15 protein-coding genes are annotated in these 16121 nt (G+C 31.2%); 5 read left to right on the plus strand and 10 right to left on the minus strand.

From position 1 onward, the window contains the following. Positions 1 to 2 precede the first annotated feature (2 nt). The 8 genes from pucD to ACFVRR_RS06760 all read right to left on the minus strand — a co-directional run bounded on the left by pucD (position 3) and on the right by ACFVRR_RS06760 (position 9042). The gene (gene pucD, locus ACFVRR_RS06725) at positions 3 to 2276 is read right to left on the minus strand and encodes a xanthine dehydrogenase subunit D (protein ID WP_387326152.1); all 2274 of its coding nucleotides are present in this window, start codon (positions 2274 to 2276) and stop codon (positions 3 to 5) included. 10 nt (positions 2277 to 2286) lie between these two features. Next, positions 2287 to 3174, minus strand: coding sequence for an FAD binding domain-containing protein (locus ACFVRR_RS06730; protein ID WP_387326155.1), 888 nt, complete (start codon positions 3172 to 3174; stop codon positions 2287 to 2289). Beyond that, positions 3164 to 3811, minus strand: a complete 648-nt coding sequence (locus ACFVRR_RS06735) for an NTP transferase domain-containing protein (protein ID WP_387326158.1) — start codon at positions 3809 to 3811, stop codon at positions 3164 to 3166. The genes ACFVRR_RS06730 and ACFVRR_RS06735 overlap by 11 nt, the downstream gene beginning before the upstream one ends. Next, a complete protein-coding gene (locus tag ACFVRR_RS06740) occupies positions 3801 to 4844 on the minus strand; it encodes an XdhC family protein (RefSeq protein ID WP_387326161.1) in 1044 nt (347 codons plus the stop codon). The genes ACFVRR_RS06735 and ACFVRR_RS06740 overlap by 11 nt, the downstream gene beginning before the upstream one ends. Positions 4845 to 5044: 200 nt before the next feature. Further along, entirely contained in the window at positions 5045 to 5788 is a 744-nt protein-coding gene (locus tag ACFVRR_RS06745; RefSeq protein WP_387326163.1) for an SGNH/GDSL hydrolase family protein, read from the minus strand. A 445-nt stretch (positions 5789 to 6233) separates the two neighbouring features. After that, positions 6234 to 6971, minus strand: a complete 738-nt coding sequence (locus ACFVRR_RS06750) for a hypothetical protein (RefSeq protein ID WP_387326165.1) — start codon at positions 6969 to 6971, stop codon at positions 6234 to 6236. A 305-nt stretch (positions 6972 to 7276) separates the two neighbouring features. Then, positions 7277 to 7798 (minus strand): DUF4362 domain-containing protein, encoded by a 522-nt coding sequence (locus ACFVRR_RS06755; protein WP_387326168.1) that lies wholly within the window; start codon positions 7796 to 7798, stop codon positions 7277 to 7279. Between the two features lie 644 nt (positions 7799 to 8442). After that, a complete protein-coding gene (locus ACFVRR_RS06760; protein WP_387326171.1) occupies positions 8443 to 9042 on the minus strand; it encodes a protein kinase family protein in 600 nt (199 codons plus the stop codon). 232 nt (positions 9043 to 9274) lie between these two features. Here ACFVRR_RS06760 and ACFVRR_RS06765 point away from each other — a divergent pair, with 232 nt between their 5' ends. The 4 genes from ACFVRR_RS06765 (at position 9275) to ACFVRR_RS06780 (ending at position 13481) form a co-directional block, all read left to right on the plus strand. Beyond that, positions 9275 to 9430 (plus strand): XapX domain-containing protein, encoded by a 156-nt coding sequence (locus tag ACFVRR_RS06765; protein WP_129691109.1) that lies wholly within the window; start codon positions 9275 to 9277, stop codon positions 9428 to 9430. Between the two features lie 100 nt (positions 9431 to 9530). Continuing rightward, the gene (locus tag ACFVRR_RS06770) at positions 9531 to 10709 is read left to right on the plus strand and encodes a NupC/NupG family nucleoside CNT transporter (protein ID WP_387326174.1); all 1179 of its coding nucleotides are present in this window, start codon (positions 9531 to 9533) and stop codon (positions 10707 to 10709) included. A gap of 554 nt (positions 10710 to 11263) precedes the next feature. Continuing rightward, a complete protein-coding gene (locus tag ACFVRR_RS06775) occupies positions 11264 to 12634 on the plus strand; it encodes a glycosyltransferase family 2 protein (RefSeq protein WP_387326176.1) in 1371 nt (456 codons plus the stop codon). Continuing rightward, positions 12627 to 13481 carry a polysaccharide deacetylase family protein gene (locus tag ACFVRR_RS06780; RefSeq protein ID WP_387326178.1) on the plus strand — a complete coding sequence of 285 codons (855 nt, stop codon included), beginning with the start codon at positions 12627 to 12629 and terminating at the stop codon, positions 13479 to 13481. The genes ACFVRR_RS06775 and ACFVRR_RS06780 overlap by 8 nt, the downstream gene beginning before the upstream one ends. 197 nt (positions 13482 to 13678) lie before the next feature. Here ACFVRR_RS06780 and ACFVRR_RS06785 read toward each other — a convergent pair whose 3' ends face one another. After that, positions 13679 to 13945 (minus strand): hypothetical protein, encoded by a 267-nt coding sequence (locus ACFVRR_RS06785; protein WP_387326180.1) that lies wholly within the window; start codon positions 13943 to 13945, stop codon positions 13679 to 13681. Between the two features lie 541 nt (positions 13946 to 14486). Here ACFVRR_RS06785 and ACFVRR_RS06790 point away from each other — a divergent pair. Next, on the plus strand, positions 14487 to 14675 hold the full coding sequence (locus ACFVRR_RS06790; protein ID WP_387326183.1) for a hypothetical protein: 189 nt from the start codon (positions 14487 to 14489) through the stop codon (positions 14673 to 14675). A 567-nt stretch (positions 14676 to 15242) separates the two neighbouring features. On the opposite strand, the gene ACFVRR_RS06795 is transcribed toward ACFVRR_RS06790, so the two are convergent. Next, entirely contained in the window at positions 15243 to 16106 is an 864-nt protein-coding gene (locus ACFVRR_RS06795; protein ID WP_387326185.1) for a COG4705 family protein, read from the minus strand. Positions 16107 to 16121 lie beyond the last annotated feature (15 nt).

Here is a 16121-nt window from a genome sequence, read left to right on the forward strand (position 1 = left end):
TCTCATCTCCTTGAATTTATTAATTTCAATAAATATTCTGGTGAAATTGGTAACTTATTGATCCAACAACCTGTCGCATCAAAAATTGCACTAGCAATTGCAGGAGCAACCGCAACTGTTCCGATTTCTCCAACTCCTCTAGGCCCAAATGAATCTTCTTCATCAAGTTTTTCAATTGGTTCTACATTTAATTTACAAGGTACATCACAAATTGTTGGTATTAGATACGTATCAAAGTTATCAGAAACATAAACTCCATTTTCCATTAACGAATCTTCCATCAATGTATACCCTAAAGCCATTACACCTCCACCTTCTATTTGTCCTTTATACCCTAAAGGATTAACAACTGGTCCAGCAGCAACTACCTGGTCTAGATCAAGTATCTTAATTTTACCTGTAAGGAGGTCAATCTCAATTTGTGCCAAAACAGTTGAGAACGAATAAAGATAGTGACTACCTCCGACAGATGCATCAGGACTTGTAGGAAAATCAAAAGAAGTTTGAACGATTATTTCTTGCTTTTGAGGCATTTTTTGAGCAAGTTCTTTATAAGACATAATAAATTTATCTTCTCTACCTTTACCTTTCAACCAAATTCCATTCGGTCCCATTTTAAGAATATTCATAGGTATTCTAGTAGCTTTTTGGGCTAGAACAAGAATCTGATTGTTAAATGAATCTTTCATGCTTTTTAGAGAATGCCACACCATGCTTGTAGCTCTAGAAGCTGTTGAAGAACCGCTAATTGGCACTAGTTCAGTGTCGCCTATAATAATATTAATATCTTGGATTGTACAATTAAATTCTTCAATTAATAATGTTTGGATAACAGCGAGTAAACCTTGACCACATTCTTCAAATCCAAATGCCGCTTCAATTTTACCTTTTCTCGTAAACGATATCCGACCTCCTGCTGGATCTATTCTTTCATATCCAAGTCCCCCACCATGCATTGTAAGGGCAATTCCTTTTCCATATAACTTCCAATGCTGACAAAGATCTTTTTCATTCTGATTATTTTGTATAAGTCTTTTAGATATTTGATTTAATACATCATAAGCACCATTTGTTGGTACAATCTTTTGACCTAATGGCCCTAAGTCAGTTTTTTTTCTTAAATTTTTAAAACGAAATTCAATTGGATCCATTTTTAGTTTTTCAGCAATTCGGTCTATTTGTCCCTCAAGAGCAAACGTTATTTGATTTCCGCCAAATCCTCTAAATTCACCAGCAACTCCATTATTTGTATATACTGAAAATCCTTCAATTTCAATATTAGGGATAATATATGGTCCAGGAGCATGCTCGATAGCAAAATCTAAAACAGCGGGACCTAATGTTGCGTATGCACCTGTATCGGCAATAATTTTTACTTTATGTGCCACAATTTCCCCATTTACATTTACACCCGTTTTCATTGTAATTTTCATTGGATGACGCTTTATGCCAGACTTAACAGATTCACTTCTACTTTGGTGAATTTTGACTGGACATTTAGTTTTTAATGCTAACAATGCTCCATATGGTTGAATATTTAGCTCATCTTTCCCTCCAAAAGACCCCCCCATTGGGCTGGAGATAATTCGAATATTTTCTTCTGGCATATTTAGGATTCTAGACAATTGAAAACGATCTTTAAAACCATGCTGTGTTCCAACATATACTGTTAGATTCCCACTTGTTTCAGGAACTATGATTCCTCCTTCTGTTTCCATATAGGCATGCATTTGTCTAGGTAATTCATATGTTTCTTCTACTATCGTACAACATTCACTAAAGCCTTGGTAAACATCACCTTTTTGATATTTAGCTTGATGTAAAATATTTCCTTGTTCATGTAATTTAGGAGCGTCTTTTCGGAGAGCCATTTCAGGGCTATCAATAACAGGTAGCTTTCTATATTCGACTTTAATCAATTCCAATGCTTGTTCAGCAATTTCTTCTGTATCAGCGGCAATAGCAGCAATTGCATCACCGACATATCTTACTCGATCTATACAAAAAACGGGTTGGTCAGGAAATATTAAACCAAAACCATTTAATCCAGGGATATCCTTATAAGTAACAATCGCTCTAACTCCGGAAAGTTTTTCAGCTTCATTAATTGAAATAGATAAAATCTCAGCATGTGGCTCAGTACTTCTTAATACTTTTCCATATAACATATTTGGAAATGTTAGGTCTGTTAGATATTTCATTTCACCGCTCACCTTGCTTAGACCATCAGGACGAACTCTTCTTTCTCTTTCTATAGGAATCGGATTTTTACTCATTGTTCACCTCTTATCTATTAACTATTTTAGTAATCTCGGAAACAATAATATTAGTTGTAATCTCCTGTTTATAGTTTGAGGATGTAAAATGGTCAGAAGGAGGTTTGAATTCCTTTTTGATTGCTTGAGCTATTTCATTTAATTGACAAGATGGTAGGTATAACTTTTTAATTATCTCTTCAGTTTCAACTAACCTTTGAGGTGAAAATGAGCTACCACTAACTGCTAAATGTACTTGTTCGATCATCTTTTTTTTGCCAATTTTGAAATAACCAGAAATACTCACAACACTTTGACAAAAACTCTCTCTTAATCCTATTTTTTTATAGAAATAATTTTCACTAGCTTTCTTTGTTTGTACAGGTATTTTAACGTTCACGAGAATGGAATTTGATAGATATTTCTCATCTTTTATACATTCTGTTAATTTTATTTCTCGCATATGATCTCCATCATATAATATGAGACTCGCATCAAGTACTAATAATGCTGGAATGACATCACCATTACCATTTGCAATATTTCCCCCAATTGTAGCTCTATTTCGAATAGCTGGAGATGCAATATTACGAATGGCTTCAACTAATATTGGGACATTTTCAAGGAAAATTGGTTTACTCCTACAACAATCTAAAGTGGTTAATGCTCCAATTAGGATAAAGGTTTGACGATTATTTTTCATCAACTTATATTCCTGCAATTCTTTTACGTTTTCAATACTTATTAGATTTTTAGGATACTGTACTCCCTTTTCCCAATAAGTTTGTAAAAGAGTTCCACCTGCGATTATGCATGAGTCATTAAGGAATTCCTGTTTTAATTTGCATGCTTTTTCAAGTGTATCTGGAAACCATACAGCAGGATAATGTGAGTTTGCATGTCCTTGATTAATCACCATTAAGCTCAATTCCTTTCGCTACATCATATGCCTCTTTTGTATCGATATCGAAAAAATCCCACTTATTCTCAAATTCAACTAACAAACCTTCTAAATTAGGATGATTTTGAATAATTGCTCTTGCTCCTTCATCTCCATTTAACATGTATAAGTCAGGTATCATATTTGGCGAAAGGATGATTGGGGGTCTAGGAACACCTTGAAAGCTTGCTGCTAAATAAGGAATTGATAAATTGTCACTAATACGCTTTAAATAAGTTTGATGTAATTCATTAATCGTTTGGATCGATAAAAAAGGTTGGTCTGCGAGGAGGATCATGACCCCTAAAGGCTTTGTTTTTAGGGCTTGAGTTAAACCACATTTTAAAGAATATGATTGTCCCTTGTTAGCATTTGTACATGGAACATGTGTCCATGAATCTTTATAAGGTTTTTGAAAAAGATCTTTGCTAATCCAATTTAGTGAATCATCTTCTCTTGTTACGACAAAAACATGGTCTATATTAGAATTGATAAATTTCCGTAACCCGAAACTTCCAATTGTACAATTACCTAAAGGAAGTGAAATTTTATTCTGCCCCATTCTTTTACTACTACCAGCAGCAAGTAAAATTGCAATGATTCTACTATTCTTCATGCTTAGATATCTTCTTTATTCTTTGTCGCTGAATTAATTCACCAACAATACTGATTGCAATCTCTTCTGGGCCCTCAGCTCCAATTTGTAGGCCAGCTGGACTATTTATTTCTGTATTTATTTTTTTACCTTCCAAAAGTCGTTGGATTCGTTTTTCCCCACCAAGAACTCCTAAATACTTAAGATTACTATTTAAAATATGATTTAATATTTCCTTATCTTTTTGGAATTGATGGGTAATGATGATAGCAGAATCAGAAGCAGTCAATTTAAGTTTTGGTATGATTTCACTCGGAAAGCCCACTAGGATTTGTTCTGCGTCTGGAAAGTATTCGTTAGAACATAGATCCGCACGCCAATCGGTTATAGTTACAAAGAATCCTGCTAAAGATGCAAGTTTTACTAAAGGCATCGCATCCTTACCTGCACCAAACACGAATAATCGAGGCTTTGGATGAAAAGTATGTAAATACGTTTTAGTTTCAAGTGGTTCAATCGTTCGTAGCCCACTTTTTTGATTAGTATAATGTAATTTATTAAGAACACTTTTAACCTGATCTAATTTTCCTTCATTACAATTTCCAAAAAAGGTCTTTTCATCCACTAAGAATAAAGTTTCAACGTCATTACTATCATCCGACAAAATTTTCATCATCGATACACTCGTACCATTTAATAGGAATGTTTTTAATTTAGTTAGTAAATTAAACATAATTTCATCAATTGGCTCCAACAGTACAGTAATAGTTCCGTTACACCCTGCTCCATTGCCCCATGTTAAATCATCTTCTGCACTCATGTCATAAATAACAGTTTGAGGTGTTTTTCGTTCTCTTGTTTCTTGAACTCGATATGACAAATCTGCTTCAAGGCAGCCGGCACTTAGTAAGCCAACCTCTTTCCCATTTCCCTTAAATAACATGGAAGTTCCTTCTTTCCGGTAGGCTGAGCCTTCTACATGAATAATTGTAGCTAGTACATCACCCTCTTTAGCTGATGTAATTTCATTTAGTATCTCATGGATACTTTCCATTAGATCACTCCTAAATATAAAATCAAAATCCCAGCGGCATTTTTAGTAAATATTAATATATAGTTCTATGATGAATGTGTTATGTCTCCATTCAAAATTAATTAACATAAGAAATAAAACAACAAAAAAAGATTAACCACAATCTATGGTTAATCGATAACTATAATTAAGTTAAATTTAAAAAACTTAATACAAAATTATTACTTTTTTATACCGAGCGCATTCCTTCCGATATTAGCTAGTACAGTTTGTCCATCTATTGTTGGATGTATATCACCCTGTCTTACATACGTTGCTTGTTTTTCATCAAACGCAGAAAAAGCATCAGCTATTTTTACATTTTTGTATTTACGTGCAATGCTAGCAATTTTAGGATTAATGATGAATGATAATAATTGATTTGATAGTTTATGCATCGGTTGATTATTTACTTGAAATGGATTATAGATATTGTACAAAACAATCGGAGCATCGCTAAGTTCACGAATTTCCTTAATTATTTTATTTAAATTCCCTGTTAATTTCGGCATCATTGAAGCAATTTTTCCTGGGAGTTGTTCTAATTGACTACTTTTTTTCAAAGTATGTAACAAATCATTATTACCTATGTCCAAAGTAATATAGTCTGCATGTTTTATTGATTGTCTGAAATTGGTATCATATTTTATTGCTTGTAAAAGATTAGCTGTCGTCCAACCTGGAACGCCTAAATCACGAACTTCAAGGTTTGCGTTTTCACCAATAAGAAAAGGGAACGCATAATCTGATGGTATACTATTCGTATTACCTAAATTGAAACCAAATGTTATGGAATCTCCAAGACCTACAAGATCAATCTTTTCATAAGTATTAACATTATCCTCTTTTGCAAGTGCTGTATTTGAAAATAAAGAACCTGCTAAAGTAAAAGTAAGAAACGTTATAATAATTTTACTTCTTCTCAACAAATACGCCCCCTTAAATAAGTGTATTAAGATACTAAACTTCTTTTTATCATAAGTAAAAAGTAGTAATACATGACTTAAGTTACTAATTTTCAGGATTATACTCTTATTACCTTTTTTATAGTTATTGTGTTTTATTAAATTATTTGTCTAAAAGAACAAAAACATGTAACCATTTACTTAGTTTTGATAATAATAGAAGGATTTTTAGAAATAAAGAAGCTAACTGTTTTAGTTAACTTTTTATCATGTTTTTGAAAAACAATCTTTTCAATTAATTTTCAAATTTTCGTATAAGGAGTAGAGTGATGTCTTTCCATTACAGGATGCTCGCTTTTCCTTATTGACTGTTTTATATTGCAATACAAAAAAGCTAACTGAACTAGTTAGCTTTTTTGTATTAGCTTGATCCGATATAAATTAATTTGAAACTTCTATTCTCGGTTTAAATCTCCGCAACCTTTGAAGGGTTATTTAGTTTATATTTAACTTCTTTGTTTAGTTTCTTATCAACTACTTTTCCATCAAATTGATAAGATTTACCTACTTCTAATTCAGCTGATTTTAAAGTTTTGCTCAATGAACACCAAGCATTTCCAATTACTAAATCCTGATCTCCTTTGACAGCTACGTTTTCCCAAATTATTATTTCTTCTTCACTATCATTGAAATGATTATATTTTGTACTAAATTCTTTAACTGTGCCGTTAAAATGTGATTTATCAGTTGGTAATGTAATTGAAACTTCCTCTTTCTTTTCTACTTTTTTCTTTGTAGTAGCTTTAGAATTACTTTCTTTCGACTTTGTTTCTGATTCTGTTTTCTTCTCTTCAGTGTTCTTCGTATCACTTTCACCAACAGTGTATACTTTCTTAAAGCTTGGAGATTGCATTTCTTTTAAATAAGCAGGATGAATACATGTTAAATTGCCATCTTCATATTCAATAATAATTGTATGATACTCATCCGTAACTCCATAAGTTTCATAACCAACAAGCTTTACATTTACTTGAAAGTCTTGCCCTTTAAATAAAAAATTATGTTTTGGATTTTTATTAAATAAACCCCAAGATCGTCCTTTTTCTAAATAATCCTCATCAGACAAAAATTTTGTAAATTCTCCTTTTGGAGGTATGTATTTTATTAACTCAGTTTTTTTATTTTGAACTATATTTTCTGTCATTTTATTTACTCCTTTGGTGAATCTTTTTTATTTCCAGATTTTAGTAGTAGTTTTATTCGTTATATGTAGAAATTATAGTTTAGTTTGGAACTTTTTGTCCATCTTATCGTTAAAAGAAATATTTTAAGGAATATATTACGGTACGTGAAATTTAAAATTTGAAAAGCTGTTCATTAAGTTTTAGTAAGAATATTAAATTTTAAGTTCTAAATTTGTTTGCATATAAATTACGGTGAGTGAAATTTTTACACTCTCATTCAACTAAAATACAAAAAACGCCGATTTTTTAACCGACGTTTTAAAGATTAAAATTCCACTTTATCAAAATGATAACAATTTGTTAAATATGACGTATTTGAATTTACGACTAGCTTTTGGCAATAGTCTTCTAATACTTTTGGTCCAGTAACAAATTTACTCATCGCAAATGTACCTTTTCGATATCGGTCTGTTCGATCCCTTGAACTATCAAATCGATAATAAATTAATTTTCCATTATATTGATATTCTGTAATGACTGGATCACCTTTTGAAGTAAATTCAACAAATCGAATAAAGTCAGGCTTCTTATTTTTTACGTTATTAATAAATTTTTGAATTCGTTCATTATGGTTAGTAGTTCTTCCTATTATTAATATATCTCCATTTTTTAGCGCATCTTTTTTACTATAGGATGCCGGGATTTTGTTAGTTGCTTTTTCTCCGTAATTCTCGATTTCTTTTTTTAACATTTCTTTCGTAAATACACTAGCCTCTGCCACCATGAAATGATCGAAGGAAAAACCAAGAAAGATTAAAAGCATAAACGTTATGATTGATTTATACATTTTGCCCTCCAATAATACAATTAATAATATTGGTTAGTTTTTCCATTCCATTATAACTTATGCAATTGAGAAAAAAATCCTCCCTTAAGGGATTTCGCTGTTGAAAAACACTCTAGGCAATTAATAATCAAATTTTCGTAAAGGAGTAGAATGATGTTGATTTCCATTACAGGATGCTCGCTTTCCATGGGGCGAGACCAGAGACTCCTCGGTAAGCCTGCGGGATCTCAGCCTTCCCGCTTATCCCATAGGAGTCGAGCATCCCTCCATTCCAATCAACTAATTCATCATAAAAAGTTTACGATTAAAACCTAATTAAATATCATTTACTAAGTGTAACAAAACAAAATAATTTCTATTTGTAAGTCAATTTAGATTGAACTTCAAGTTATAAACAAATCATTTAGAACTATCTATCTAAAATTTGCTCTTATTTTTCTGAATTTCTTAATAAAAAATTACTATAGTTTATTGGTATATTAAGAATGTTGAAACACTTTAACATTTAAAATCGTTAATAAATTATATAAAAATGAATTTAAACATCAATAATTTTCGACTAAATTTCGTTTTCAACTATTGACCGTTTTATATTTCAACAATCTGTGAACCACCTTTACCTAGAAATTGCGATTTATTTATTTTTAGGAAGAGTATGAGCTATATGAAATTGAATGTCTACGATGGTGACGTACGGACGATGAGGAGTGCCTGTAATGATGCCTTGAGGATGTGTGATCATGACGTCTTTTATGTTTTCGGTTTCGTCGATTGGAACTTCCAAATAAAGATTTAAAAAAGCCTAGCTGGAGAGTTTCCTCTTCAAGAGAGAATCGTCCGACGTCAACAATTCGAACTTCCCCATCATTCGATAACATTAAATTATGATTATGTAGGTCGAATGCATTTAAACCTGCATTTTGAGCATCAAATATCGCCTGATTAATCTCTGTTTCATATTGTTTACACAAATTTTTACTGTGTCCATCTAATTGATAAAAAGTTTCACCAAATATACGATCACTTACCATAAAATCATTTGTAAATGCATGTACTTTTGGATAGTATATACTTTTTTCGAGAAGGTGAAGTTTCATTCCATCATCTCGACTTTTTCCATCTTCCTTAAATACTTTTATTACATAATTGTCTCTTGTGTAAACATCGCCATCTTTTCCGCTTGCTAAGTATTCAAAGTGATCTGCATATTCACCAAATAACGTAAAATCATGAATTTCTTGCAACAGTAAGCCCCTTTCAACTTGAAAATCTTCTAACTGATCAAGATTAGAATTTTCTTTACAAATATATTCTTTAAAAACAATCTTTTTACCTACCAACCATTTGTTTTACAAAAAAGTTTCCTTTCGTGAAGTAATTTGTATTAGCTAGGATTTTTGGGGATAATACCCTATTAACAGAGATGATTGATGTATATACAAAAAAAAGTGTTGAACAAAAAAGGAGTTAGTAAATATGCATGAAATAATTATGAGCTTAATCGCAGGTTTAATTGTTGGAGTTGTATTTACATTCTTTAAATTACCAATTCCAGCACCACCCGTATTTTCAGCAATTTGTGGGATTATAGGTGTATGGGGTGGCATGAAATTAGTTCAGCTATTTATATAAATATACATTACATTATTTAATGATATTTTTATATTGATTGGTAACAATAAGATTGCAAATTAGAAATTATTCTATGATTTTGTAGTTTGGAGGAAAATAAATGTCATATATTATCGCAATCATTGGCATTATCTTGATACTTATTATTTGTTGGCTAATGTCTAATGATAAAAAGCACATTAACTATAAAGCTGTTGCAATTATGCTAGTGGTTCAATTGATTTTAGCTTGGTTTATGCTAAAAACCTCAATTGGAAGAACAGTTTTACAAAAGATCGTCTCTTTCTTTAATAAAGTTTTATCTTTTGGTAACGAAGGTATTGCATTTGTATTCGGCGATTTATCGACAAAGGGTTATTTCTGGATTAATGTTTTAATGATGATCATATTCGTATCTTCATTATTATCAATTTTGACTTACACAAGAATACTACCGTTAGCCATTAAATATATCGGTGGTGCAGTTGCAAAAATTACAGGATTACCAAAGATTGAGTCATTCGTTGCTGTAAATAGTATGGTATTCGGTGATACAACAGCAATTCTTTCTGTTAAAACTGAATTACATAAACTAACACCGAACCGATTATTTGTTGTCGTTACATCTTCGTTAGTAGCGGTATCATGTTCGATCTTAGGAGCATATATGCAAATGATTCCCCCAGAATATGTACTAGTTGCACTGCCAATCAACGTGTTCTCTGGTTTAATTCTTTCTTCAATGGCATGTCCTGTTACATCAGAACAAGATGAAGATATTAATGTCAAAGAAATGATTAAAGAAAAGTCATTATTTGAAGCCATCGGTAACGGTGCACTTGACGGTGGTAAAGTTGCCTTAATTGTAGGTGCAATGTTAATAACCTACATTGGTTTACTTGCAATGATTAATTTCGTATTCAATTCGATTATCGGCATGACATTTACTGAAATTTTAGGATATGTTTTTGCACCTGTTGCTTTCATCATGGGTATCCCAACAGATGAATTAGTACGATCAGGATCAATTATGGGTACAAAAGTTGCCGCAAATGAGTTTGTTGCAATGCTTGATTTCCAAAAAATCATTCCTAATTTAACAACAAAAACTGTTGCGATCGTGTCTTCATTCTTAGTATCATTTGCTAACTTTTCATCAATTGGTATTATATATGGTGCGATTGCTGCAATTGATAAAAAACAATCAGAGCTTTTTGCTAAAATTGGTTTAAAAGTATTATTAATTGCTACGCTAGGTTCAGTTTTAACTGGAACGATTGTAGGATTATTTGTTAGATAATACTTTAATTCATTTAAAATAACGAATATCAAAACAGCTGAAACTTATTAAGTTTTCGGCTGTTTTGTTTTATATTTATCTTTATCAACTTCATGAATTTTTTTTACAACTAATTCTCCTTCAATCCATTGATCACAACAATGAGTATAGATTAGGCCATTGTTTTTCTAAATGATATATGTTTTTTGTCATTACACTTCAAGGAAATACAAACTATTTCACCTCAAAATTAATAATCGCCTCTATATTTTAGTGCATTTTTTAAGCAATATCTTTAGTACTTTGACTTCTTTTTCTATCTACCAATTAACTTTATTTTATTAAAAATAAAATACGGTACGTGAAATTACTACGAATTTCAAAAACATTTTAATATTTGTATTGTTCGTATTCATTTTGAAATAAATTGTTCAAAAAATAACATATTAATCAAACCAAAATCTCGTTAAAATAATCGAAGTAGAAATCTAATTTAGTTATGACTGATTGATTATGAGTTTTCATTCTCACATATTATAAATGACGTAACATACAAGTTTTAAGGAGATTTAATTATGCAATTTGTTACAATACTCACCCTATTTTTATGTACCTTCTTCCCAATCTTACATATGATTAATGCACTTCCAATTTTTTTAAATCGTAAGAAACGAAAACAAAACATAGTACGAACTAATAAAAGCATTAGCATACTCATACCATGCTTTAACGAAGAAAGCATTATCGAAACAGCTATTAAAGGTATTAATAGATTAGATTACTCAGCAAAAGAAGTGATTTATATTAACGATGGCTCTCAAGATGAAACCATGAAAATTTTACATAAACTTCTTCGTCTAACACCGGAAGAGCGAAAAATATCAAATCAGTTAAAGAGTAATAAAATCAAAAACTTCTATAAATCGACTATTTACCCTAATGTATACGTAATAGACAAAGTAAATGGTGGAAAACATGACGCCTTAAACGCTGGAATCGAATACTCTAAAAATGAATTAGTCGTAACTTTAGATGCAGATAGTATTCTTGCAAACGACGCATTGGATGTCCTGAATGAAGTTTTCCAAGATCCTGATGTATTAGCAGCAGGTGGAATGGTGCACCCCCTTCAAGGTGTTCAATTTAATCAAAATAATATCGATCGTACTTTAAAAGTAAATCATGTCATTCGATTTCAAATTTTTGAATTCATAAAAGGATTCTATATTAATAGAGTTTCTCTTGCGAAATTCGATGCACTCTCCGTTATTTCCGGAGCATTCGGAGTTTTTAATAGAGAAATTTTATTTAAAGTTGGTGGATATAGAAAGACTTTAGGAGAAGATATCGACATTACCTTAAAATTTCAACAATACATTTTAAAAAATCCTGGTAAAAGAATGGTTTTTGTCCCCAATGCTGTATGTTATACAGAGTGTCCAGAAACCTGGAAGGATTTATTTAAACAAAGGATTCGTTGGCAAAAGGCATTTATTGATTGTGTCATTTATTATTTTCCAATGCTTATAAAGACCTTTTTATTTCGCACTGTTTCTTTCTTTATGTTAATCGATTCTTTTATTTTAGGTACAGTTGCTATTTATTTTACGCTTTTTAATTTTGGCTATATGTTATTTACAAATATAGGACATGCTCAAAATCTACTATTATTCTATCTGATTGGTGTTGTATCTTTAAATTTTATTTATAGTCTATTTGCTATGTATTTGGCCAATTATTATGGCGTTAAATTTAAAGGCAAAGAAATGATCAGATTGATGGTTACAATTATTTTAGACTTATTTGTCTATCGTTTTGTAACATTATTTTTTGTACTATATGGAACTATTTCCTATTTTATAAACCGTAATGATTGGAACAAAGTTTCACGATCTGGGAGAATTTATGAATTAGAAAAGGATAAAGGAATGAAGAACGTTGGATAAAAAACTTGTTATCGTATATGCTGTTCTAATTTCATCATTTTTGATAGCATATCCATTTATGAAAAGTAGTGCATCTTATTTGTCACAACCAAAACCACAAAATAATTTGCTGCAAACTACTAATTGTAAAAATTTACAAAGTAAAGTGCAAACACCAAAAGAAATTCAAAAAAACCAAAATAAAGCTAACATTATTTTTACAATGGATGACGGATGGAAAACGCAATTTACGAAAGGTTTTCAAATCTTAAAAGATAATGAAATTAAAGGAAGTATTGCTGTTATTCCATCGAAAATAGGTACTAAAGGATACATGTCATTACGTCAATTAGATACTTTATATCGTTCTGGTTGGGATTTGATGAATCATACAAATACCCATCGACATTTAGCAAGTTTAAATAAACAAGAACAAAAGAATGAATTAAACGATGCACGGGAATGGCTTGATCAACACTGTTTTACAAGAGCAAGTAATATCGCTGTTTATCCATATGGATCTTTTAATCAAGATACTTTGAAAACCTTGCAGGACGAACATTATCGAAGTGCTCGTACCATAAAGGATGGAATACAAACAAACAATATCAAAAAATATGAAGTTCGTACGATTAATTTACTTCCTAGTACCGACATTTCATGGGTTAAAGATCAAATTGACTTAGCAATTAAGACGAAACAATCAATTGTATTTACTAACCATCGATTTGAAAAAAAAGCTGATAAAGCTCAAATGAATTTTGATCCAGAAAAGTTTAAAACGATTGTCGGTTATGTCATAAGTAAAAAAAATGAACTAAACATTTTGACATATTCTGAATGGCTAGATTTAAAAGAGATTAAATAACTTAATCTTTATTTTTACTGGAACAACTCTTAAAAAGCTGCTTTAGCAGCTTTTTTTATAAGTCTCTTTTCAATTTAATTGTTGTTTAAAATAAAAAAGACCTTAATCGTATATAAGGTCTTAACTTTCTAGTGAATTATCCCCCTTTTTTATCGTTCTTTAGATTGCCATGATTTTACCACACGTTCCTTGTAATATTAAAAATTGTAATTAGTCATTCCGTCAAAAATCGGTTTTACATCCTTCGTGTACCATTCTTTATTTGTCCAAACTTTAGTATTCGTCTTTAACTTGAAATCTTCATACCATGTTGTTGTTTTATAATATTGTCCAGCATACATTTTAGGAATTCCTTTTGTTGTATTCGTTACACTTCTTAAGTCTGATATTTTTTTATACCCTTCCCAAACAACTAGCACTACAGCTTTTGCAACTTTCCCTCCAGGTGCAGCGAAAGTAATCACTACATCTGCTCCAACATCACAAACGATATAGGATGATGCAGCTTCTTTTTTGGTTACCGTATGATAAGAAACTTTCTTTGAAGTAGGTGCATTAAATACACTTTTAGCAAATTTCTTATGGATAACGGCTCTTAAATAAACATAGAAATTTTCTCGACCGATTAGGTTTACTTTTGGCTTTGGAACTGTAAGTGAGTATGTACCTTTTTGTTTTTAGTATTTACTTTTTGAGTATCACTTTGTCTATACATCGAATCCCACCCATATCCAATTGATATCCCCCCCCGCACTCGAATCAATACTTCTTAAGACTGTATAATTTACTTTTACCGTTCCATCAGAATTTCGGCTCACAGAATTCACCTTCACATAACTTCCTACTACATCTCCTGTTTTTGCAAATACATCCTGAGTTACCATAGTTGACATGATGAGAAAATTAATTAAAATTATTTTAACATAATTTTCCAAATCTTGTTAAACATGTATGTCTCCTTTGCAATTTAATCAAAACAATTCATCCTTGAAAGGACGTAAAAAAATGAAATTAGGAAATATTGTTTTAATCCTTGGTTTTGTAGTTTTAATTCTTGCTGGTGGCTATCGTTTAGGTTATTTCTCCAAAGAAGTGTACATCATTTTAGATGTACTTTCAGGTGTATTATTCATTGCTGGAGTGATATTACGTCAGTCCAAACGCTCAAAACAGATCAAGATGAGCAAGAACTAAAAATTGAGCATGCTATATGCTCTTTTTTATTACCAAATTTCCCCTCCTTTATTTCTATTAAAATCGTTTCATTTTTCATTTCACCCATTATTATTCGACATTGTTCTTGATTAAGGTGCATTTCAAGTTGAAAAGCACTTTATTTTTCTTAGAAAATTTGTTTTGATAAAGTACATTTCTATTGTTTTTACCATTCTAATAGATAGGAAAACAAAAAAATAAACCTATTTCAAAATTGAAATAGGTCGGATATTTATATTTAGAATGCTTGAATAATCTTTGTTCTTGGCTGTTTTCGTAAAGTTTGTAGCTTTTATAAAATAATGTATTAGTAAAGGAAAAGCTCGATATGGTCCTGTTTCGAAAAATCAGTAAAATCAATAAACATGTTCCATCATTGAAAAAGCACCTCCCAAACAAGTACCTTAGCACCCTTTAAGCGTATAGTTAAAATAGCAACAATCTATGTGAAAACACCCTTGTATAAAATATTAATAAAATAGGAGAGTGGGAAGTTAGTTATCTTACTTACCTCCCACTCTCCTATTATAGAAACCTTAAATGAAATTAACTAACTTGAATATCAGATTCATTGATTTCCGATTTGTTTAATTTTGATTTATTTGTTACAAACTGGATGATGATACAGACTATTAGAACACCTAATAAAATAGCAGATGCGATTTGTGTACCATTCTCTAATCCTAACCCGCCTTTTTCTTGAGGTTTAATGAGGAAATCTCCAAAAGTTGCTCCGAATGGTCGTGTGAGTACGAACGCTAGCCAAAATAAAAATACTCTATTTAAATTTGTAAACCAGTATGCTAAAAGAATTAATAAAATTAGACCCCCTGTAATCATTGCCCCTTGAGCGATCGTTAATCCTAACCCTTGTTCCAGGTAACTTCCTCCACCTGCTAATGTGCCTACCCCTTCAGTTTTATGTGATAAAAAATCACCTGCTGCAGTCCCTAATGTATTAGAAACAAGAATAGCAACCCAATATAAAACTTCTACTCTTTTAGTCGCAATATATTTCACGTTTAACGTTGGCTCTGTAAAATACCAAAAAATAAAAATAATAGCAAGTAAACTTATTAGAATTAGTGAGCCTTTCATATAACCTAACCCTAATGACCGATCCATATAATCTGAAAACGCTGTACCTGCAAGACTAGTAGATAGAATAACAGTCCAATAGACGGTTGATACATATCTTTTTACAAACAATTGAATCGTTAAAAAGACAGCGAATACACCTACGAAAAACAGAAAAGGAGTTAAATAATTATCTTCTGTTCCAGGTACAGTAACTAAATCACTACCTGTTTCTCCTAGGGTTGTTGCAGCAATCTTCATGATCCAAAATAACAGTGTCAATTGTGGTATTTTACTAACTGACGACTTTAAAACTTCTTTTGCAGTTGACATTAAAATATCATTCCC

The sequence above is a fragment of the Gottfriedia sp. NPDC057948 genome (assembly GCF_042887255.1).
Lineage (GTDB): Bacteria > Bacillota > Bacilli > Bacillales > Bacillaceae_G > Gottfriedia.

Excerpts from the sequence above, each read along its gene's own strand:
- ACFVRR_RS06750 (WP_387326165.1), bottom strand. The coding sequence starts at position 6,971 with ATGACAGAAAATATAGTTCAAAATAAAAAAACTGAGTTAATAAAATAC.
- ACFVRR_RS06730 (WP_387326155.1), bottom strand. The coding sequence starts at position 3,174 with ATGGTGATTAATCAAGGACATGCAAACTCACATTATCCTGCTGTATGG.
- pucD (WP_387326152.1), bottom strand. The coding sequence starts at position 2,276 with ATGAGTAAAAATCCGATTCCTATAGAAAGAGAAAGAAGAGTTCGTCCT.
- ACFVRR_RS06770 (WP_387326174.1), top strand. The coding sequence starts at position 9,531 with ATGTCATATATTATCGCAATCATTGGCATTATCTTGATACTTATTATT.
- ACFVRR_RS06790 (WP_387326183.1), top strand. The coding sequence starts at position 14,487 with ATGAAATTAGGAAATATTGTTTTAATCCTTGGTTTTGTAGTTTTAATT.
- ACFVRR_RS06740 (WP_387326161.1), bottom strand. The coding sequence starts at position 4,844 with ATGGAAAGTATCCATGAGATACTAAATGAAATTACATCAGCTAAAGAG.
- ACFVRR_RS06765 (WP_129691109.1), top strand. The coding sequence starts at position 9,275 with ATGCATGAAATAATTATGAGCTTAATCGCAGGTTTAATTGTTGGAGTT.
- ACFVRR_RS06795 (WP_387326185.1), bottom strand. The coding sequence starts at position 16,106 with ATGTCAACTGCAAAAGAAGTTTTAAAGTCGTCAGTTAGTAAAATACCA.
- ACFVRR_RS06755 (WP_387326168.1), bottom strand. The coding sequence starts at position 7,798 with ATGTATAAATCAATCATAACGTTTATGCTTTTAATCTTTCTTGGTTTT.
- ACFVRR_RS06775 (WP_387326176.1), top strand. The coding sequence starts at position 11,264 with ATGCAATTTGTTACAATACTCACCCTATTTTTATGTACCTTCTTCCCA.
- ACFVRR_RS06735 (WP_387326158.1), bottom strand. The coding sequence starts at position 3,811 with ATGAAGAATAGTAGAATCATTGCAATTTTACTTGCTGCTGGTAGTAGT.